The 22209-nt window shown below is 39.5% G+C and carries 18 protein-coding genes and 1 other RNA gene; 7 read left to right on the top strand and 12 right to left on the bottom strand.

The features are described 5' to 3' along the window. Window positions 1-2 precede the first annotated feature (2 nt). Both IL355_RS14290 and IL355_RS14285 read left to right on the top strand, forming a co-directional pair. Window positions 3-1508 carry a sialate O-acetylesterase gene (locus IL355_RS14290; protein ID WP_192462794.1) on the top strand — a complete coding sequence of 502 codons (1506 nt, stop codon included), beginning with the start codon at window positions 3-5 and terminating at the stop codon, window positions 1506-1508. Then, window positions 1505-2623, top strand: a complete 1119-nt coding sequence (locus IL355_RS14285) for an SGNH/GDSL hydrolase family protein (protein ID WP_192462793.1) — start codon at window positions 1505-1507, stop codon at window positions 2621-2623. Before IL355_RS14290 ends, IL355_RS14285 begins: the two co-directional genes overlap by 4 nt. 594 nt (window positions 2624-3217) lie before the next feature. Here IL355_RS14285 and IL355_RS14280 read toward each other — a convergent pair. The 9 genes from IL355_RS14280 to ssrA all read right to left on the bottom strand — a co-directional run bounded on the left by IL355_RS14280 (window position 3218) and on the right by ssrA (window position 12974). Then, complete coding sequence (locus IL355_RS14280) at window positions 3218-3961, bottom strand: hypothetical protein (RefSeq protein WP_192462792.1); 744 nt, start codon at window positions 3959-3961, stop codon at window positions 3218-3220. Window positions 3962-4119: 158 nt separating this feature from the next. Then, entirely contained in the window at window positions 4120-4692 is a 573-nt protein-coding gene (locus tag IL355_RS14275; RefSeq protein ID WP_192462791.1) for a hypothetical protein, read from the bottom strand. A gap of 124 nt (window positions 4693-4816) precedes the next feature. After that, window positions 4817-7456, bottom strand: a complete 2640-nt coding sequence (locus IL355_RS14270) for a DEAD/DEAH box helicase (RefSeq protein ID WP_192462790.1) — start codon at window positions 7454-7456, stop codon at window positions 4817-4819. Between the two features lie 158 nt (window positions 7457-7614). Further along, window positions 7615-8679, bottom strand: a complete 1065-nt coding sequence (locus tag IL355_RS14265) for a Fic family protein (protein ID WP_192462789.1) — start codon at window positions 8677-8679, stop codon at window positions 7615-7617. 3 nt (window positions 8680-8682) lie between these two features. Then, entirely contained in the window at window positions 8683-10284 is a 1602-nt protein-coding gene (locus tag IL355_RS14260) for a site-specific DNA-methyltransferase (protein WP_192462788.1), read from the bottom strand. A 1-nt stretch (window position 10285) separates the two neighbouring features. Then, entirely contained in the window at window positions 10286-11248 is a 963-nt protein-coding gene (locus tag IL355_RS14255) for a 5'-nucleotidase (protein WP_192462787.1), read from the bottom strand. Beyond that, a complete protein-coding gene (locus IL355_RS14250) occupies window positions 11249-11914 on the bottom strand; it encodes a recombinase family protein (RefSeq protein ID WP_192462786.1) in 666 nt (221 codons plus the stop codon). A 236-nt stretch (window positions 11915-12150) separates the two neighbouring features. Then, the gene (locus tag IL355_RS19330) at window positions 12151-12276 is read right to left on the bottom strand and encodes a hypothetical protein (RefSeq protein ID WP_262892188.1); all 126 of its coding nucleotides are present in this window, start codon (window positions 12274-12276) and stop codon (window positions 12151-12153) included. A gap of 299 nt (window positions 12277-12575) precedes the next feature. Continuing rightward, window positions 12576-12974: a transfer-messenger RNA gene (ssrA, locus tag IL355_RS14245) on the bottom strand. Window positions 12975-13486: 512 nt separating this feature from the next. Here ssrA and IL355_RS14240 point away from each other — a divergent pair. Continuing rightward, window positions 13487-14692: an NAD(P)-dependent oxidoreductase gene (locus IL355_RS14240; protein ID WP_192462785.1), complete on the top strand. Its 1206-nt coding sequence runs from the start codon at window positions 13487-13489 to the stop codon at window positions 14690-14692. Between the two features lie 244 nt (window positions 14693-14936). Here the strand turns inward: IL355_RS14240 and IL355_RS14235 are convergent, their stop codons facing one another. After that, window positions 14937-16385 (bottom strand): sulfatase, encoded by a 1449-nt coding sequence (locus IL355_RS14235; RefSeq protein ID WP_192462784.1) that lies wholly within the window; start codon window positions 16383-16385, stop codon window positions 14937-14939. A 127-nt stretch (window positions 16386-16512) separates the two neighbouring features. Here IL355_RS14235 and IL355_RS14230 point away from each other — a divergent pair, with 127 nt between their 5' ends. After that, window positions 16513-16779 carry a hypothetical protein gene (locus IL355_RS14230; RefSeq protein WP_192462783.1) on the top strand — a complete coding sequence of 89 codons (267 nt, stop codon included), beginning with the start codon at window positions 16513-16515 and terminating at the stop codon, window positions 16777-16779. A 41-nt stretch (window positions 16780-16820) separates the two neighbouring features. Here the strand turns inward: IL355_RS14230 and IL355_RS14225 are convergent, their stop codons facing one another. Beyond that, complete coding sequence (locus IL355_RS14225) at window positions 16821-17738, bottom strand: phospholipase A (protein WP_225621251.1); 918 nt, start codon at window positions 17736-17738, stop codon at window positions 16821-16823. Window positions 17739-17823: 85 nt separating this feature from the next. Here IL355_RS14225 and IL355_RS14220 point away from each other — a divergent pair, with 85 nt between their 5' ends. Beyond that, window positions 17824-18195 (top strand): DUF1801 domain-containing protein, encoded by a 372-nt coding sequence (locus IL355_RS14220; protein ID WP_192462782.1) that lies wholly within the window; start codon window positions 17824-17826, stop codon window positions 18193-18195. A 39-nt stretch (window positions 18196-18234) separates the two neighbouring features. Here the strand turns inward: IL355_RS14220 and IL355_RS14215 are convergent, their stop codons facing one another. Then, a complete protein-coding gene (locus IL355_RS14215) occupies window positions 18235-19839 on the bottom strand; it encodes a sulfatase family protein (RefSeq protein ID WP_192462781.1) in 1605 nt (534 codons plus the stop codon). A 349-nt stretch (window positions 19840-20188) separates the two neighbouring features. Here IL355_RS14215 and IL355_RS14210 point away from each other — a divergent pair, with 349 nt between their 5' ends. Both IL355_RS14210 and IL355_RS14205 read left to right on the top strand, forming a co-directional pair. After that, entirely contained in the window at window positions 20189-21172 is a 984-nt protein-coding gene (locus tag IL355_RS14210; protein ID WP_192462780.1) for a serine/threonine dehydratase, read from the top strand. Window positions 21173-21250: 78 nt separating this feature from the next. Next, on the top strand, window positions 21251-22207 hold the full coding sequence (locus tag IL355_RS14205; protein WP_192462779.1) for a bifunctional helix-turn-helix transcriptional regulator/GNAT family N-acetyltransferase: 957 nt from the start codon (window positions 21251-21253) through the stop codon (window positions 22205-22207). The last annotated feature ends 2 nt before the right edge of the window (window positions 22208-22209 follow it).

Raw genomic sequence — 22209 nt, 5'->3', positions numbered from 1 at the left:
CTATGCGCTTTTTCTTTGGATGTGCTTTTTTTTTCTTTTTAGGTATCCATCAGATACTTGGCCAATTAAATGTACCGAAAATCTTTACGGACAATATGGTGTTGCAGCGAGATAAGCCTATCCATCTTTGGGGTAAGGGTAGTCTAAATACATCTTTGAAAGTACAATTTGGAAAGGAAACTGTTACAACAAGGGTCAATCAAGATTCTACCTGGAGCATCCTATTGAAAGAGCGGAGGGCAAATTCCACCCCCCAATCCATTGAAATCACTGACGGAGTGGATAAAATCATATTGTCAAATATTTTGATTGGCGATATCTGGATCTGCATCGGCCAGTCGAACATGGAATGGCCTATGGAGAAGGAAGAACATCTTAAGGAAGAGCTGTCAAATGCACAGCAACCTTTATTACGATTCTACAATCCAATTTATGCAGGTAAAGGTATTTATAATGAAGTATTTACGGATTCTGTTTTACAGTTATTGAACAAAAAGAGTTTCTTTCAAGGGAGTTGGGCCGTTAGTGATAGCAGTTCAATAAAAAAGATGAGTGCGGTCGGTTATTATTTTGCGAAAAGAATTCTTGAAGAAGAGCATGTTCCAATCGGATTGGTTAATATGTCTATTGGGGGTGCTCCAATCGAAACTTTTGTAGGCGTTAAGGCAATGAAGAATAGTCCGCAGTTTATTCGAAAGGCAAAAGGCAACTGGCTTACCAACGAAGAACTGCCCGTTTGGATACGGGAACGAGGCGATAAAAATGTGGGCAAAATACCGGTAATCAATCAAGACGAACTAGGTTCGAATCACGCCTTTAAACCGGGATTCGCTTTCTCAGCGGGAATTGAACCAATGCTACAAATGCCTATCCAAGGAATCTTATGGTATCAAGGCGAGAGCAACGCCCAAGAACTAGAACGGGTTTATGAGTATGCAGAATTGCAGAAATTATTGATCGAAGACTATCGAAAACAATGGAAGCAGCCCAAAATGCCTTTTTATTGGGTGCAACTTTCCTCTATTGACACATTGAAATACAAATCGCACTATTGGCCAGAATTTAGGAACGAACAGCGCAAACTGTTGGAAGAAATAGATAATAGCGGCATGGTCGTTACCAGCGACATCGGCGCAAAAAATGACGTGCACCCTACCAATAAAAAGGATGTGGGAAAACGACTGGCAAGATGGGCATTGAAAAATACATATGGTCATGGCATCATACCCTCTGGCCCGTTGCCTTATTCCGCGGACTTCAAAGACGGAAAAGTAGTGATATCGTACGAATATGGCGATGGACTGACCACTTCGGACGGAAAATCACTGCGCGGATTTTCTTTGGATGGAAAATCCCCCGTCAAGACATATATCAATAAAGATAAAATTGTTGTTCCCACTGTGCGAAAACCCAAATTCCTATATTACGCATGGCAACCTTGGACGGATGCAAATCTGGTAAACTTTGAAAATCTACCTGCATCGACCTTTAAAATAAAAGTGGAATGAGGCACATTTTAAAAAAGAAGGTATCATTGCCCATTTTCACGGTACTTTTGGGCCTGCTGTCGCTTGTTGCCACAGGTCAAGATAATGAAGGGACAATCTGGCATGATGCTTCATTACTTACGGTCCATGGAAAATTAGATACAGTGTATACCGCACCGTTTCAGCGGTTTCCAATGGATATGAAAGACAAGGTTAGGGAGCGGGTGTGGCAGCTTTCAAAGAACGCGGCTGGACTCTACCTAGATTTTAAGACCGATGCCACTGATATCATCATCCAATATGAAGTTGAAGATAAATTGGCTTTTCCACATATGCCAGCAACGGGTGTCAGTGGGGTGGACTTGTACATGTCGACCCCCGAACAGGAATGGCGATGGGTCCGCGGAAATTACAACTTTGGAGACACCATTTCCTACCAATTCAGTGGAATAGATGTTGATACAATCCAATCCTTTCGACTGTATTTGCCCTTGTACAACACCGTGAAGTGGATGAAAATCGGTATAAGCAGGTATACGGAGCTTAAAGCCGTCGCTTTGCCGGAAGTCAAAAAACCGGTAATAGTCTACGGAACCTCCATCGTTCAAGGGGCTTGTGCCACTCGCCCGGGAATGGCCTGGCCCAGTATCCTGGGCAGAAGTTTGCAAAGATGTGTCGTTAATCTGGGTTTTTCAGGGAATGGTCGACTGGAACCAGAAATCATCGAATTTATGACACGAACAGAAGCCTCAGTTTATGTGCTGGACTGTATGGCGAACTTTACACCAGGTCAGGGACTAAATGTGGAAGAAGCAAAAAAAAGGTTAAAATCATCAGTATCGAACATCCGAAAAAAACATCCCCAAACCCCTATTTTGATTGCAGAACACGCAGGTTATTCCGATGGGGATATTCAGCCCCATCGGATGCAAAGTTATAGGGAACTGAACGTAGCTACCCAACAAGTCTATAACGAACTTCTCCAAGAAAAAACACCAAACCTCTATTTATTGAGGCACGAAAACCTAGGCCTTGGCATCGATGGTTTTGTAGATGGCACGCATCCGAACGACCATGGAATGATCCTGTATGCGGATGCTTATTTAAAGAAAATCGATACGATTGAAAAGGAATAGACCAAAAGAAATGGGGACAACCTTCTATGTAATTTCTATGTTTTTGATTACCTCTTCTTGTAAGCTTCCCTTAAAACCGAACTGTTTAAAAATAGAATTAAAATCGTTTTTTTGAACTTTACCCTAAGTTACGATTTATGAATTATCAAATTTGAAAACAGCCTAAATACACCACATAAGTAAATCCAAACTATTCACTACTTGGTCGGTTACTTGGTCGCTCACTTAGTCGGTACTTGTTCGGTACTTGTTCGGTACTTGTTCGGTACTTGTTCGGTTACATGTTCTGGTACTTGTTCGGATAGTATTTTTGAAAATCGTTTTTTTAAACTTTATCTATTCCTCAATATTCTTTCTAAAAAAAGGCATATCAGTGTAGCAGGTAGAAAAAATATAATCGTATTGTTGATATTCTCAATTTTGGTTGGTTCGCCATAATCCTTCAAAACATAAAATAATAAAATTAGTATGTCTATGAGAATAAAGACCAACAAGAAGTATTTTACAATTCTATATAACAGAGTGTTAAACTTCAAGACTTATCGTTTTATTGAACTTTGTTTAGATTTTGTTTTACTTAATGACTTTTTCAGGTTACTTGGGAATGTTATTTACAAATTCTTGCAATTGATTTATCAACTTTTCTGCCTGTTCACTTTCGAGAATCTTTCCGCTTACTAAACCAAAAACCTTTCCTTCTAAATGTTGCAACCAGTTTTTCTTATCCAAAAATTTAATTAACTCCGCTTGTTCTTCTATTTCTTCAAATATTATATTTTGCCCAATACCATTTTGCACCAACATACTCTTAATCTCAGCTAATTCTTCCAAAACTAGATTTTGGCTCTCCATGGAAAAATAGTCAGCGTTTTTCTTTGTTTGACTTTCATACATGTACCATTCGAATAACTCTGTAAAGGGCTTAAAAAAGTGTGTGTTAAATTTTTCTTGATATGTATAATAATCTCCACCAGCTCGATACCACAAATCACCGAGGTTAATATAATATATGTCATGCCTTCTTCCGGTACTTTTGTATAAGTCATCTATACAAAAAAAGCCGAATGCTCCTTGCAACTCCCGATTTACAAGTTCTTGCTTGATTAGAATAGTGCTCTCATGGTTAGGTCTTTGTATTTCGCAATCTTTCAGTATAGTCTTAAGGCTATTAAAGTCCTCATAAATTCTTTCAAGTATTCGCTTTGAAATTGCTTGGTCCCATAAAAAATAAAGGAAATGATCAATTTTAGTTGATGAATCTTTAAAATCACAATATTCAATATCCGAGGCATAATCCCTGAATTTACCTAAAAGTTCATCCGTGTTTAGTCTTCTCATTACTAATCAATATATTACTCCAAATGGCTTAGTTCAATTTTTAATTTTCTTGTCCTATTCAATTATAGTTAACAAAATGAATATGGATTATTAATAACTCTAAGTAGACAATACAAAAAGCTTAAAATACTTTTGAAAGCCGATATTAAAAATAGCATTTAGCGCACAGCATAGTTTCCTTTATTACCCTCCTCCTCTTCCTCATTGTAAAGCGCCTTGATTTTTTCAAACAAAAGAGGATCAGCAAATAATTCCTGTTCTTTCTCCAGTTCCGTTACAGTTTGTTCTATCAAAGCAATATATTTTTTACAATTCGCCAAAGCATTTTTCTTTGTTCGACTATCCGCTTTCATGCTAGTTGAAGTTGGCAAATAAGCTTGGTAAAGACTCTGGTAAGAGGCTAACATGGCTTGTTTTGCCATAATACGAACTTGAATATTGAGAGCTTTTTGAGAGGAATCTTGGGCCAAAGCAGATTTCTTTAATTCTTCCCTCGTATTGGAAATTTCTTGTCGTTGTAATTGGAGTTCATTTTTTTGCATTACCACTGTGACTATTAAGAATGCGAAGGCTAAAGCCGAAAATAAGGTATTAAGTCCACCAAAACTATCACCGAACTCAGATGCCGTTGAGGGAATCGGATACCAATTAACCATTGCGGCCCAAAGAAGAAAAAAGATTAGTAATACTATTAAGATAGTAACCGTTATCGACTTATTGAAATTTTCCATTTTTTAAATAATTTACAAAGCCTATTTGAATAAATAGCAATTGATTATTTGTGGTCGCCGCGAAATTATCTATTCCGATGGACACGTTTGATTACTTAATTACTAACTAAATGAGAACAAACTTTTACATCATCGATATCAACTCTTTTGCTTTATCTAATGTATATGCTCCTTCAACCTCTTTTTTGTCAAATATCATAAAGTAGGCAAAGTCTTGCCCCGCCTGTTTTTCCCATTCATTTCCTAGTCGGCATTTTGCCGCACTGTCGGCATTGTCCAAATGGTCGCCTTTCGTTTCTACTAAAATTGTTCTGCCCGATTTAGTTCTCATTATAAAATCAGGGTAGTGGTTGGCTTTAAATCCATTGATATAAAAACCTTTTCCACGTTCTAAATTCCTATGCCAAAACTCAATGTTTGAAGATGTACCGAGTTCCATTACTACTCGTTCTTCAAAGTTGTTCATTGAACCTTCCTTTTCGTACAATGAATTACCAATCGAAGAACCTGTATTCCCTGGAACAATCTCCATGCTTAGGTTCCAATTGCCTTTTGTGTTGATTCGTTTCGATTTGATTAAATCCATAAAACGACCTTCGGCATACGAGTCCGCTAATTGCCTTATTTTAGATTTGATTTTGTCTGTATAGCTCCATTTCCGAACCAAAATATCTCTTAGTTGCTCGGTGTTCATATTGTTAAGAACTCGTCCAATGTAAACCTTGATTTCTTGGTCTGGAATAGGATAAATATTTCCGATAATCTGCATTACTTGATGTGTAATGTCTGTTATCTGGTTTTCTTTTGGTTTTGCCAAAATGTATTCCGCAATTGGGTCTTTGACCAAGTTGTCTTCAATCTTTGTGAATGACGGTCTGTACTCGTTTTTCTTGGCTTCTTCCAAGTCAATTTTATATAAGTCAGAAGAGATTTTGTCAAAGTCAATTTTGATGTCTTCATCCGATAACTTGAAGTCTTTGAGCAAAGATTCACGGTTCAATAATTCTTCATCTGTTCCGAAAATATCGCTTGCGGTTACTTTGATGAAGAACTGAGGAAACTCAATTTTATCTATAAACTCCTTGTAGGCTTCTTTAACTTTGTATCGTTTTACTTTATCACCCATTTCTTGAAAAATATTGTCGTCAACAGGTTGTTGTTCCTGTTCTTTTATTTGTTCTTCTAACTGTCGGTTTTGTTCTTCCGCAATGGCTTCAATTTCATCAATTACCGTTGTTGATTCAGGTTCTTCTTCATCTGCATTTGGGTCAAACGTTACTCTATTGGTGTCGATATTTTCATCTTCTTCTTGTTCCGTTTGTTGCTCAGGGAAAAGGAAAGATTCAACTGGGTCAGCAATAACCGTTTTCTTTTCTTCTTCGGTCATCTTATCAACTTTGCGATAATCTTTTTCACTAAAACCTGATTCTTGCAAGCCTTTTACAATGCTTTGTAACGTCTCGTTGAATTTGGCAGAAGCCGTTAAAACATACGAAAGGTTTAGCTGAAATGATTTGTGTCTTTGTACATAAGGCTGTCTCAAAACACGACCTAAAATCTGCTCAACATCAACTGCACTTGATTTGTCTGCCAATGATGCCAGGATGTAAGCAAATGGACAATCCCAACCTTCTTTCAAGGCGTTGATGGTAATGATGTAGCGGACCTCACATTCCTTGCTCATCAAATCAATGCTCTTGAGTTCGTCAATGTTGGCTGTTTTGATTTTAATTTGATTTTCCGGAATACCCAAACTTAACAACTGTTCTTTCAGCTTTTCGAAAGTAGTATTGTCGTCTTTGGTTTTGGGCTGGGCTTGAAATAACACAATGGGTCTGATGTATTTTCCGCCTTCGGCTTCTTGCTTTTTTGCAAGGTTTTCCAATTTGCGTTGCAAGTGCAAAGCATTATTTATGACTTCCGTTTTATCGTGGTTGTTGTACACGATAACAGGAAGTTTTACCATATGTTCCTTCTTTAATTCTATAGCAGGGACAAGGCTAACAATATTACTGTTTTCTTTGGGTGTTGCTGTTAAATCGAGAATGAAAGAAGGGTTTAAGTTTTTAAGCATATCCACACTCAAATCACTTTCCGCATTGTGGCTTTCATCTACTACCAAAACAGGATTGAGATAACGCAAAACGTTAATAAGAGCTGTGTCGTCCACACCGTCTAAAATGTGTTCGCTGTTCTTGAATTGCGATACAAATGCTTCTAACTGACCGTTTTCCTGGTAAACTTTTCTGTCGTCCTTTTTTCTTGCCCGCAAGCTGGCAAAGCTCATAACAAAAATGCTCAACTGGTCTTTTACAACCGTTGGATTAAAGTTAGAGCCTTGTAATAAATCTTCTTTTTGATAGACTTCTACTCGGTGATTGAAAAGAGTATTTAGTTTTTGTCTATATGGATGCTCTGGATTGGAAAGGGCATCAACCGTTTGTTGCAGAAGGTTACTCCAAGGCACTAACCAAATCACCGCTTTTGGTTTGCTAGAATCGTAAGCCTGAAAAATGGAATGCAAAGCATTTACGGCAATAAAGGTTTTACCCCCTGCCGTTGGTACTTTGACTGCAACGTGTGCCGCATTCGGTATGTTATTTTTATAGGGCTGCATTCCTGTACCATCCAAAGGATTGTATGGACCAATTTTATCTTCCCAATATTTATCGAAAGCCGTTTTTAAATCTTTTTGCTCTTGAACGTAAGTCAAGTATTCTTCAAGATTTTCAATTACCTTCTGCTGATAGCTCTTTAATTCCATATTTCTAAAATTTTAACGTGCACAACATTTCGTCTTTATTTAAGCATATACTGATATCGTGCACAACATTCTACACATATTTGTAGATGTTCCCGAAACGTGCACAAGAAACCTTGATTTGCTGTGCATGTCTATTTCTTTATTTAAGTTGCTGGCTATCATCTGTTTTTAAGTATTTGCAGCAAGGCAACATTGATGTAATAGTTGAACTTCCCAATTTTCACTTTGGTAAGCAATCCTGCATCTGCAAGGGTGTTTAAGTAGCTTGAAGCCGTATTTCTGTGAATTTTCAATTCACGTTCCAAAAAACTGTTTTTGGTGTAAGGGTGCTTAAAAAGGATGTTGATCAAATCGTGGCTGTAAAAACTGAAATTGCAGCGGATTTCCTTTTTGTAATCGTCCATCAGCACTTTAATCTTATTAACTACTACAATGGTTTCTTTGGCAGTCAATTCAACGCCTTTTAGCATCCATACAATCCATTCTTCCCAACTGCCTTTGGTGCGTACTTCCTGCAATAGGCGATAATAATCGCTTTTATTTTTAATGATGTAACTACTTAAATACAAAACAGGAATGTCTAGCAAACCTTGTTGAACCAAATACAAAATATTCAGCAAACGCCCTGTTCTTCCATTGCCATCTAAAAAGGGATGAATACTTTCAAATTGAAAATGGATGATGGGCATTTTTATTAAAGCATCTATGTCGTGAAAATCGGGTACGTTGATGTAACGCTCCAAATTATCGAGCAAGCTTTTTATTTCGTCATAATGTTGGGGCGGTGTGTAAACCACTTCTTGTGTTTTCGGATTTTTCAAAACCGTTCCGGGTATTTTCCGAATGGGATGATTTGGCGATATGATATGTTGGATTCGGGAAATATCGTTTATGGTCAATAAACCTTTGTTGCGAACAATATCCAATCCTAATTTAATGGCATTCGAGTAATTGAGTGCCTCTTTTGCCGTTACTGAAGCCACCGTTTCGTCAATGCTTGCTTGGTACATCTCGTCATCGGTGGTAACAATATTCTCAATCTCGTTACTGTCTTTTGCTTCTTGAAGCGTAAGTGTATCGAGTAGTATTTGCGAATTCGGGATTTTAGACACCTCTCCCTTTAACTGCCCTAATGCTCGTGAAGCTTTGTTGAGTTGCTTTAAAATAGCCACGGACTCACAATCTACATTTGGCGGGAGGTTTTGCACTTTTATTTCTTCCATAATCTAAAATCTTGTGATGTCTCTTGGTATTTTCTTGAAGATGATGTTCTTCTTTGCCATAAATTCCTTTGGCAACAAGCAATTATCCGCATATATGATGTATTGCTCGCCTTTGGTTTTGATGAGTTCCAAAGCATCATAATCGAGGGTGGTGAGCTTTTCTTTTTCGTAAATGAAATAATATTCGGTTCCATCTTTTCTCCCTAAAAAATAATCAGAGCCATCACGCAAATCAGATAAATCATAGTTCAGACTTGTTCGAGTTTCTGAAAACCAAATGTATTCTCTGATTTTTGCCAAGCCAACTTCTTCGTTTAAGTTTTGGTTCTCATCAAATAATGGCAAACCGAGTTCGTAAAAGTCAAATGCTCCGCCTGTACCTTCCACTTTTTTGTTGCCTGAACCATAACCTTTAGTTACACGCTTTACTCTTTCTGCCGTAATATCGTTGGCGTAATCTTCCATTTCCACCAAAATGAATTTACGATTACCACCGTCTTGTTTGTTTAAGTTCAATACTGCGTGTGCTGTAGTGCCTGAACCTGCGAATGAGTCGAGAATGATAGAGTTTTTGTCGGAAGCGATTTGTAATATTCTAATTATTAGTGATGAAGGCTTAGGAGTGTCAAACGGATTTTGAGGGAAAATATCTTTTAATTCATATCTTGCTATTTTGTTATCTCCGGCAAAGTCTCTATCCCACCAAGTTTGAACCGTTACACCTTGTTTTATTTCTGAAAGAAACTTTTTCTGCATTGGTCTACCTTTCCCATTAGCCCCAAAAGAGATTCTTTTGTCTTTAAGTAATTCAAAAAATCTTTCTTGATTAAAAATCCAAGCCCGACTTGGAGGCGGACTATATTTTTCACCATTTGGACCTTCAATAATATAATCCCCACTTTTAGAATAAGTCCTTGCAGAAAGGTCGCTAGCACGCCATAATCCTCTTTTGTCATTATCTGGATTTCTAAATGCTTTAAGCTGCTTATCGTCTCTGGGTACTAAATTATGGGTGAAAAGTTCTTTCTGTTTACTGTAAACTATAACAAACTCGTGTGTTTGAGAAAAATATTTGGCGTCATTTGCAGGTCCATATTTTTTCTGCCAAGTTATATTTGCAATAAAATTCCTAACTCCAAAAATCTCATCACACATCAATTTTAGATTGGCTTGTTCGTTGTCATCAATAGAAATAAAAATAGCGCCATCATCAGCCAAGAGTTTGTGCAGTAATTGTAGTCGCGGGTACATCATACACAACCATTTGTCGTGTCGGCTAAGGTCTTCTCCATCTTTACCAACCACTTCACCGAGCCACTTTTTTATTTTAGGGTGGTTTACATTGTCGTTATACACCCAATTCTCATTTCCTGTATTGTATGGTGGGTCTATATAAATGCACTTTATTTTTCCTTCATATTCAGGCAACAGGCTTTTTAAAGCTTCAAGGTTATCGCCCTGAATTATTTTATTTCCGCTGTTGGTCGGTTCGGTTTGTTCTCCTTTGTCGGCTGTAAAACCATATTTGTATTCCAAAACCCGGTATGGTACATCTTGATGGTGACTCACCACTTTTTCTTTTCCTATCCAATGGAGTGTTGGCATATTATTTCTCTTTTATTTTCTTAGGTTCAACAATAATTTCCTTCTCGTAATTTTTGAGAATGGAATTCGATTTATACAATACTCTTCCGCAAGGTATTTTCTTACTCGAATCGCTCAAATGTGTATGCTGGTCGTCAAAAAAGATATGAGCACCAAAGGCTTCTAACACTTTTTCTTTTGGCAGTCCGCCCATAAAGTAGGCTTCATCAACATAAACATTCCAATGTCTTAGTGTTTTGATAACTCGCATATGGCTTGGTGCATTTCTAGCGGTTACTATTGCAATACGCAGTGGTGAAAGTTCTTTTTCAACAGGCAGGAAGTCTTGAATATCAGATAACTTTCTTAGAAGCACAGCAAAAGGTCCATCATTCAAAGGAACATCCTCGTTTTCCTTTTCGTGTTTGTGGAATGCCTCAATATTTTTCGTCTTGTAAATGATTTCAGATTCTTCTGAAAAGACAACCGCATCTGCGTCAAAGGCAAATTTTACTCTATCTGTTTCAGGTTCAAAATTTTCAGGTGGATCGTATATCAAGGCGGTCGCACAGTTTGCTGTATCAGCGAGTTTTTGAACATCACTTTCATCTCGTGAAAGGAAAAGGTCAACATCAAAAGCGTCTATGAAAGGAGCTAGTGGCTCCCCACCTGAGAATGCACATCTTGTAATTGGAAGTTTGTAATATTCAATTGCCTTTAAAACTCTTACACCAGTTTCAGGGCTGTTTCTTGACATCACAACCACTTCAACAATAGGTTTCTCAACGTGGGTATTGAGTTTTAGTAATGCCTCAACCAATGGAAATGCGGTACCTTTTTCGAGTAACTTGTCTTCATTAGCCAATTGGTGTTCCCGAAATCCGCGAATATTTTGTTCTCTGAAAATTTGCTCTTCTTCTTCGAGATTGAATAAAGCTCTCGAAGAAACACCAATCACTAATATTTTTGAAAAGTCTACTGGCATCTATTTTCTAGTTTTATGGTTAGTACATAAGGCAGTGTCTATATCTTGTTCTTTGTCCCAGAACAAAGTTCCACATTCTTTACAAGTTCTTCGTCCACGAATGGCAAGATACTTATAAAGGGTTTTCTTGGAGCCCACATCAATCAGTTTCATTATTTCTTCGACGCTGAGTTCATTATCCCTATAATAGCGTTCAGCCAATATGGCCTTGTGCTCGGCTTTTTTGCTTAAGCCCGGTTTACGGCCAAGACGTACTCCCCTACGCCGTGAACTTTCCAGTCCGGCGCGGGTCCGCTCAATGATAATGTCTCTTTCCAATTGGGCTACGGATGCGAAAATGTTGAAAACAAACCGACCATGGGGGGAGGTGGTGTCGATAAAACTTTCTTGAATGCTCTTGAAATGTACGCCTTTTTGCTCAAATTCTTCGATCAATTTGGCAAGATGCGATAGGCTTCTGGCTATCCGGTCCAGTTTCCAAACAACCACGGTATCGCCTTCGCGTAACTTCGACATCATTTCATCCAGGCCCTTTCGTTCGGCCTTGGCTCCAGAAGAGATATCCGCATAGATGTTTTTGGACTCGACGCCTTCCTTTAAGAATGCATCTACCTGCAGGTCGTGCTTTTGCGTTTTGGTGCTTACCCGTGCGTACCCGAATTTCATTTTGTGGTATTTATACGTGTACAAGGTAAACTATTAAAGTGTACGGTAATAGTAAACTCTGGAATATTAACAATTTGATATAGCTAGTAAAGTTTATTTAAACGGTGGTTTAATTACGTTTTTAGTATAACAAATTTGGTATTTGATTTTGGGTATTCAATAACTAAGAAAAGAAAAGGGAGGCCATTTTCATTCGATATGAATAAGTATACAACCTAATAGAGATTGCCTATTGGCTATCCTTTCATAAAGACGATAACTGTCATAACTAATGCTAAAAAGCTAATCAATCCCAGAAGAACATTAAATTGGGCACTGACGGATACTTTGAGTGATTTGATTTCTGCGACAACTTCTTTCATGTTTGTACCTTTTTCGTAGTTATTACTTCCAAGATAGTTGTTTTTTATCCTTTTTTAACAAGTTGTCACTAAGTTTAGCGAAATCATATCGTTCATAATGAACGATTATAATTTTTTTTCATTGAAGGCTTCTAATTTTTTTGAAGGGTAAGAAACGTAGTTTGCTTTTAATTGAGTTGAATTCTGATGCTACGTTTAGTTTTTACTCATTAGAAAGCACAATAAAAAACACCCAATTTATTTAAAATTGGGTGTGAAAATGGGAGTTTTATCAGTAATTAACTGATAATCAATTGATATTGTGGAGCCGGAGGGATTCGAACCCTCGTCCAAACAAGCAACGTCAGTGCTTTCTACATGCTTAGTTTCCGCTTTATTTTCGATGCACGCACGGCCGGAAACGACCTAACGCACACTTAGCTTCTTAAGGTTTTAGAGGCAGCGCCAAAGCTACGCTACCCTTGTGTTGACTTTTATGGTGCCTCTTAATAAACCGCCGTCAACAAGGGCTGTTCAGAGACATCTCGCTTTCCCGCCTTGCGGGAACGAGGCATAACCTTACTATAATTCGGGTTACGCGGCAAGAGCGTAATTAGATTCGCCAATTAAAAGTGTGAAGTATGATATTATCGAGCTGTACCCCAGCGCTCGGCATGCTTACAATGCCATTGGTCTCGCTGTCAAAACCAGTCGGCCCCGTAATGAGACAGCAAATCTATTGATTTGCGTACTCGAATTACGTCCCGAATTTACTTCGGGACCTAAAAAAAATTATTCTCTCGACAGCAAATCTATTGATTTGCGTAGTCGAGCCCACCCATTGCCGGGCAGGTTACGTCCCGAATTTATTTCGAGACCATCTCATTTTTTTTCAATGAACTTTTGGGCGTTGCCCCTGTCACTAACGTTCCAGTGGTCAGGCTATCGGCCGTACACACCTGCCCGTACCTATCGGCACGCTTTGGCGGGTACCTGCCTTTATCCTTAACGCAAACCCGATACCTTAAAGGAATAGGGCGGCAAATATACCCCAAAAAGTATTCCAAAAAAAGTTTTGACAGTGAATGCGCTTCCGTTACATTTGAAACCAGTCGGCCACGGAATGTTAAAAGAGTGTTTCGATTGTTGAAAGTTAAGCTTAGGATAGTTTGGGTTTACCAACAACCAACAACCAACAACCAACAACCATCAACCAAAAACAATGCAACTCATGAAATTCGGAATTATAAGAGAACGTAAAAACCCACCCGATAGGCGCGTAGTACTATCTCCCACCGCCTGTCAAAAAGTCCTTTCCAAATATCCAAAGGCTGAAATTGTGGTGGAACCTTCTCCCATTAGGGCCTACCAAGATCAAGATTATGTTGCGGTAGGTGTAGAAGTAGCTGCTAAAATGGAAGAGTGTGACGTGCTTTTGGGCGTAAAAGAAGTGCCTATTACTCATCTTATTCCCAATAAAAACTACTTTTTTTTCTCGCACACCATTAAAAAACAGCCCTACAATCGAGACTTGTTAAGGGCTATTCTAGAAAAGAACATCGAATTGTACGACCACGAGGTCATCACTAATGAAAAAGAACAGCGTTTGGTGGCTTTTGGTCGATATGCGGGCATTGTGGGCGCTTACAACGGATTTCGTTCATTCGGACTCAAATACGGAACTTTTGAACTGCCCAAGGCAGAAAACTTGACCGATCAGCAGGCTTTGATAGCGGAACTCAAAAAAATAAAGCTACCTAACATCAAAATTTTATTGACCGGAAAGGGTAGAGTAGGTAACGGCTCTAAAGAGATGCTCGATGCTATGGGACTCAAAAAAGTGAACGTAGCAGAATACCTAAAAGAAGAATTTAACGAGCCGGTGTATTGTCAAATCGATGCTTCTGAATATAACAGGCGCAAAGATGGGGTTAGGGGCAATAAGGCTGACTTCTTCGCCCATCCCGAGGAATATAAGAGCAATTTCTTCCGTTTTGCCGAGGTGACCGATTTTTACATCGCGGGCCATTTTTACGGACAAGGAGCTCCCTATCTCTATACCCGGGAAGATGCCAAACACCCCGATTTCAAAATCAAGGTGGTGGCCGATGTTAGCTGCGATATTGACGGACCTGTGGCTAGTACTATTAAACCGTCTACCATCGCCAATCCAATTTATGGCTACGACCCCATTTCTGAAAAGGAAACGGATTTTAAGAATGAAGATGCCATTGCCGTAATGGCCGTAGATAATCTGCCTTGCGAATTACCAAGAGATGCCAGCGAAGGATTTGGGGAGGCTTTTCTAAAAAATGTAATTCCCGCGTTCTTTAATGGTGATAAAAATGGTATTTTAGAACGGGCCCGCATGACACAGAATGGTAAGTTGACACCACGTTATTCCTATTTGCAGGATTATGTAGATGGGAAGGAATAACTGGAAGATCTTCTTCATTTTGCCTTGAAACAAAACCAAAAGGTTGAAAATTGCCAAAATGTTGCTCGGAAATTTTTTTCGTTTTAACAACGAACAACGAACAACGAACAACGAACAACGAACAACGAACAACGAACAACGAACAACGAACAACGAACAACGAACAACGAACAACGAACAACGAACAACGAACAACGAACAACGAACAACGAACAACGAACAACGAACAACGAACAACGAACAACTAATACTCGATTCCCAAATCATTGGTTCTCACCTCCGTCAATTTCTTCTTGAGCTTTTCTTGAAATAACGCCACGGTATCGGCATAAGCAGGATTTAAAGCCAAATTGGTATACTGCTGAGGGTCTTTATTCATATCGTACAGTTCTATGCCTGATGCGGCATCCTCATCGTATTGGATAAAAGCCCAGTTTTCATTTCTCAATAAAAACGATTTTCCCCCTTGGGAAACGGTAAAAGCCATCTCACGTACTGGGCTAGAGGGATTATCTAAGGTGTTAACCAGCGATTTTCCCTGCAGATGTGGTGAATACGGAATATCGGTCAATTCGGCAAGGGTGGGGTAGAGGTCGATCAGTTCCGTAAACGAATGGCAAATAGCCGGTTCCTTCCCCGGGACTTTAATCAATAAGGGTACCTGTACCGATTCTTCATGTAGGCTTACTTTCATCCAAAAGTCGTGCTCGTCCAAATGAAAACCATGATCGGAGGTAAAGACCACAATGGTATTCTCTTCCAAACCTTCGGTCCTTAGGGCTGCCAAAACTTTTCCAACTTGGGCATCCATATAAGACACCGAGGCATAATAGGCGGCCAAGGCCTTTTTTTGCTGCTCTAGGTTCATTTGTCCGTTAACCGAAGTTACATAATTAATGCCCCTTTCGGGGATATCGACCCAATCTCCTTCCACTTTTTTAGGAAGTGTCATTTCCTCATAATCATAAGGCTCAAAATAATTTTTAGGGGCCACAAAGGGCACGTGAGGCCGTACGAATCCTACGGCCAGAAAGAAGCTGGTATCTTTATATTTTTTGAGCAGTTCTACCGCTTTTTCAGCGGTTTTTCCATCGGAATGGACTAAATCGTCGCCCTCCGCTTTTACAATTGTCATGACATTGCCCCCTTTTACAGGTAAGCTCCCATCAGGGTTTCCCTGAACCAATTCGCCATCTCCCTTAGCCCGCCATTCCGGCCCTTGGCTGTTGTGTTTTTCCGTCCAAGAAGCAGGGTCATCCTTGCCATCGCTCCCTTTTTCAATATCCCCGGGAACGCCCATATGATAAATTTTGCTCACCCTGGTGGAAACATAGCCGTTCTCCTTAAAAAGCTGAGGGAGCATTTTTCTATCCGGACCTATATTTTCCCTGCCACTCACATAACCATAGGTAGTAGTTGCATTGGGGTAATAGCCAGATAGCATGGAAGCCCTGGACGGTCCGCAAACGGGATACTGGCTATATGCCTTAGTATAAATAACACTTGCAGAAGCCAATTCGTCGATATTCGGGCTGATTTCAAGTTTGTTTCCATAACAAGAAAGGGCCGTAGTGGTTAAATCATCGGCAATGATGAAGAGAATATTGGGTCTTTTAATTTTTTCTTCGGGCTGTTGCTGGCAACTGGTAAGCTGTAATGAGATTATTAGAAGAGATAGAATTTTGAATTTCATTGCTTTAAGTTTGGTTGTTGGTTGGTAAGGAATGATTTGATGAATTCAGTGATTTAATTTAAGGTATATTTAATGTAAATAAATTGTAAATAAGTTATATATTGCTCTGCTTTTAAATATTCCCACGATGACTTTTAATTGGCTTATCAATATCAACGGAGACCCTCTCCTCAAAAGTTATTGTGTTGAATTAGAATACCAGTTAAGACCAAAAATCACCAAGTTTTTAATTAGCCGAGTAGACCCCGATCGCTGTTATGATTTTTCTTGTTTTCAATTTGATGTTGATGTCGAAGGCAAAAATATCAGTCTGTCTGAAAACACTCCGTCTACCTTCTATCAATTACTGCAAGCTGATTTTCCCAAGTCCATTTTAGACTTTAGTAGAATGTAGTTCTATTGAACAAAGAACTATTCTTCCAATTCCCCATTTCGTTAATTGATTAAACTTACTCCCAATCCAAAAGTGGTCTGTCTATGGTTGTAATCGATCATACTTTCACCGTAGCCATCAAAAACTTGAATATGTCCACTAAAATTTTTAATGATGGGGAAGGTGTAATTCAACTGTATACTTCCTCTGCTTTTATTCCCGAATTTTAGGGAATGCCGGACAATGGCATAAAAGCGCTGCCGGCCCCAATCGTAGGTAACCTTAGCCTCGCCTCGGCCTATATAATCGGATATTTGTGGGTTGTCGTCATTGCTTCCACCGAGTCGAATCCAATTTTTAAGCATAATTTGTAACGGTCCACGGTCAAAACCGGCGTGAAAAGCCAGTCGGTTCCAACTTCTGGAAATAGGGTTTGAACGCCCATTGGATTCATGAATAAAAGCCGCACCCAACATTTTTCCTTTGAATCCTAATACATCAAAATTTACCGGAAAGTTCAGGATGATTTCCGGTTCGTAATTGGTTTCCCTAAAGGGTCTTGAGAGTTCCTTGTTGTAAATCTGCCAGTAGGCCCGTTGTGAGTAAGCGGCCCAAACATCGGCCTTTCCCCATAAAACCTTATAGAAAACCTTGGTTTTCATACTCAGTTGAAATTTGGCTTCCACGACATTGAGGTCTACGGGTTCAGGTAGCACGTTGTTACGTTCTTCGCTAATTGGAAATTTGTTGGTATCAGTAGAAAATTTAGCAAGCGTAAAATAGATGGGCTTGTAGGAAGTGATTAAAAACGTACCTCTATGGTGCTCCTCATCCAATTCCCAAAGTTCGGAAAGGGTTTTACTGTTCTTGAAAATCCAATCTTGGTCCACATTGTCTTGAGAAAAACCTAATTGGACCACTATCAGTATGGATAGTAATAGCATTTTGCAAAGGGGCGGACTACTATTTCTTTTAATCATTGAAGGGCAATCTTTTGGCAAAAGTATATATTTGATACCGCCCAATGCCTCTTAGGCCTTTGTTTATCATAATTTTAGTAGGAAAATGAACCCAGCCGAAGAATACATCCTCAACCAACCGCAACCGTACAAAAGTGTCTTACTGCATTTACAGATGACCATTCAGCGGGTGTTACCAGAAGTAGAAATGAAATACAAATGGCGAATTCCCTGTTTTTATGTGGGTAAAAGTCCTATTTGTTATTTGAACGCATCCCACAAAAAGAATTTCGTAGATATCGCTTTTTGGAACTCCGCCCACTTGACCAAGCATTTAGATAAAATGAACACCGAAAAACGAAAGGTGGTCAAATCCTTACGCTATACCTCCTTAGAAGAAATTGACGATCAGGTTCTTCAAGAGGTAATCGCCGAAGCCTACGAGCTAAGGGGAAACCGATTTTATAAAAAATCGTGATGCCACTGCTAATTCTTTAAAAGGCAGATGAATGGTAGCTTACTTGATCCACCCATTTTCTTTGTAAAGTTCAATGTATCCGTTACTCAGCTCATCAGAATCTTTATATTTTTTTCTTACTTCTTCTAATTTTTCTTTCATAGCCTCTACCGTTTCGGCATATTCCGGTTCTTCATAAACGTTTCGAATTTCGTTCGGGTCTTTGAGTCGGTCGTACAGCTCCCATTCGTCAACATCATGATAAAAATGAATGAGCTTAAATTCTTTGGTGGAAATGCCATAATGTCTCTTTACCGCATGTTCCCCGGGATATTCATAATAGTGGTAGTACACAGCGTCTCTATCCCAAGCTTCTTTTTCCCCCTTTAAAAGGGGTACCAGACTTTCGCCCTGCATATCGGAAGGTGGGTTCACTCCGGCAACTTCCAAAAAGGTTTGGGCAAAATCAAGGTTTTGTACCATTTCTTCTTCGGTGGTATTGGGCGTAATAACGTTGGGCCACTTGATTAACAGCGGTGTTTTAAAAGATTCGTTATACATAAATCGCTTATCGAACCAACCGTGTTCGCCCAGATAAAACCCTTGATCGGAGGTATAGACCACTAAAGTGTTTTCAGATAGGTCTTTTTTGTCTAAATAATTCAATAAACGACCCACGTTTTCATCAACTGCAGCTATGGTTCCTAAATAGTCTTGCATGTAGCGTTGGTATTTCCAGACCGTCAAAAGACTGTCGTTCATATTTGGGAATTTCTCCGCAAAATCTTCTGCAATCGGATTATAAACCACATCCCAAGCAGCACGTTGGTCGGCATTTAATCTTCCGATACGATTACCTATCTGGTTCCAGTTTTTAATGTCTAAAGTGTTGGCAATGCGATCCGGCACTTTAAGATCGTACGATATTTGCATGTGTTTGAGAATGCCCATTTCTGCGGATGGGGAAGCGGCATTCCTAGTGGTATAATCGTCAAAAAGCGTTTCAGGTAGGGGGTAGCTTTTTTTGGTGAATTCGGGATAATGTCGTTCGGCAGGCATCCAAGTACGGTGCGGAGCCTTGTGAAGGTACATCAATAAAAAGGGTTTCGCGGGATTCCTTCTTTTTTCCATCCAATCAATCGTCAAATCAGTAATGATATCGGTCACGTAGCCCGTGATGGTGGTATCTCCGGTTTGGGTAATGAATTTTGGATTGTAATAATCCCCTTGTCCGGGTAAAATTTTAAATTCATCAAAACCCTTGGGATTGTTTCCAAAATGAAGTTTCCCGAACATAGCCGTCTGGTATCCCGCTTTTTGTAACAGTTGCGGAAAAGTGACATTGGTCGTGTCAAACGGCATTCGATTGTCTATTTTACCGTTGAGGTGCGAATGCTTTCCGGTAAGAATAACGGCCCTAGAGGGAGCACAAATGGAATTCGTAACTGTTGCATTGTTAAAAAGCATTCCCTCCTTGGCAATCCTATCGATGTTGGGCGTTTGGATCAGCTTGTCATCATAGGCACTGATGGCTTGATAAGCGTGGTCATCAGACATGATAAAAACAATATTGGGCCTTTTTGTGGATTGACGAGATTTGGATTCTTCCCTACAGGAGGCAAATATAATTGGCAACAAGGCCAAAGTAAGATACTTCAGATTCATTGGTGGTGTGGTTTGGTAATTGGTAGCGGCAAGTTATCAAATTAATGTCAGTTGCTGCTTGGTAGAAACTAAAAAAGTCCTACATAAGGACTTTTTTAAGCAGTTGTTCTTGGGAAGGGCATATCGGCACATAGCCGATTTTAGTTTCTAAATATTTCTTTTGCTCTACAATGCTTGCAGTATAGGAATTTTTGGTAAGCTGAAGTTGCAAAAAAATCAAACAAGTCCACGTTTGACCGGATTGCATCAATAATCGTAAGTGAACAAAAGAAGGGAACGATATTTTACATGACTAACGAGAGAGTACCGTTTTAAAAATGCTAATTTGCATGTTTTTAAATTCCTACCCATGATCAGCCTAAATGATATTGAAAAAGCTTGTGGTCGAATAGAAGGGCAAGTAAAAAGAACACCCGTTCTTAGCTCTCAATTATTAAATAAATGGCTGGGACACGATGTATTTTTTAAGGCTGAATGTCTTCAGAAAATAGGGGCCTTTAAGGCGCGGGGAGGCTGTAATACCATTTCGTGGTTGATTGAAACGGGTCAAAAACCGAAGAGGATAGTGGCAAACAGTAGCGGCAACCATGCGCAGGCCATTGCTTGGGCGGCTAATCGGTACCATATTCCTGCGACGATTTATATGCCAGACTACTCAAGTAAGGTTAAAATAGAGGCTACCAAATCGTACGGGGCGGAAGTGGTTCTGTGTGAAACAAGGGATTTGGCCGATGCAAAAGTAAAAAAGGCTTCGGAAGAAGAGGGTACCTATTGGATTCCTCCTTTTAATCATGAGCAAGTAATCGCAGGTCAAGGTACGGCCATGTATGAGGCGCTACAAGACGTGCCAAAAATCGATGCAGTTTTTGCCCCTTGTGGCGGTGGGGGACTCGTATCCGGAACTTTGGTGGCCACCAAGGGAATGTCTCCAAAAAGTAAGGTCTTTGGGGTAGAACCTTTGAACGCTAATGATGCGGCAGAATCCCTCCGGAAAAATTCCATTCAGCGGCTTGCCTCAAAACCTAAGACGTTGGCAGATGGAGTAATGACCATGGCCGTAGGCGACATTACTTTTGAACACCTCAAGCATTTGGATGGGATGTATGAAATTACCGAGGATCGAATTGTCTATTGGACACAATGGCTGACGCACTTATTAAAACTACATTTGGAACCCACCAGTGCCATGACTATGGAAGGGGTATTTCAATGGTTGAAGACCCAAAAATCCAAAAAACGGATTATGATGGTTTTGACCGGAGGTAATATCGATAACGCTACCCAAAAAGCTATTTGGGAAGATGATTTTCTGATAGAAACACCCCGACTTTAATCTATTTCCTTATCATTCTAGTAGCAGAATTATATAAAATAAATATATTGGCATAACCAGTTATATAAATACTTATTTATGAATTTTTTTGATAGAACAGGAAAGATAGCCCTGGGAAGCAGGTTACGCATGTTATCAGCTCAAATGACCGAAGACGCAGGGAAAATTTATGAGATGTACCAATTGGATGTTTCGCCCAATTGGTTTCCGGTGTTGTTCGTTTTGTCGCAAGTTGGGGCATTGACCATTACGGAAATTGCAGATAAAATTTCGCACTCTCAGCCATCCGTTACCAAAATGGTAAAAGAGATGTTGAAAAAGGACCTATTGGAAAAACAGGTCTGTAAGGAAGATAAAAGAAGAAACACGGTTCGTTTGACCGATAAGGGGGAGAAGAATGCCAGGCATATTATCGATGTGCAATGCAAGGATGTAGATGCCGCAGTAGACCAATTGCTATCTCAGGCAAACCATAATCTTTGGGAGGCCTTGGCGGAATGGGAGTTTCTTTTTGAACAAAAATCCCTTTTTGAAAGGGTAAAAGAGCAACGCAAAATCAGGGAAGCAAAAAAGGTAAAAATTGTACCATATACCAGTGCTTTTAAAGAAATTTTTAAAAGCCTAAATGAAGAATGGATCTCGAAGTATTTCGTGATGGAAAAGGAGGATTACAAGGCACTTGACCATCCAGAAGAATATATATTAAACCTTGGAGGTAAGATTATGGTGGCCCTTTACGACGGTGAACCTTTGGGAGTGTGTGCCCTGATAAAAATGAACGACCCCGATTACGATTACGAATTAGCGAAAATGGGAGTAAGCCCCAAGGCGCAAGGAAAGAGTATCGGATATTTATTAGGGAAATCCGTTTTGGAGGAAGCAAAGAAACTGGGAGCCAAAAAGGTGTACTTAGAAAGTAACACAGTATTAAAACCGGCCATTAATTTGTACCAAAAATTAGGCTTTAAAAAAGTAGCACATAGGCCAACGCCTTATTCCCGAAGCAATATACAGATGGAAAAGATGCTAGAGTAATT

The sequence above is a fragment of the Euzebyella saccharophila genome (assembly GCF_014855495.1).
Lineage (GTDB): Bacteria > Bacteroidota > Bacteroidia > Flavobacteriales > Flavobacteriaceae > Euzebyella > Euzebyella saccharophila.
The sequence above is the reverse complement of the archived record's forward strand: the minus strand, read 5'-3'. Positions and strand labels throughout refer to the sequence as shown.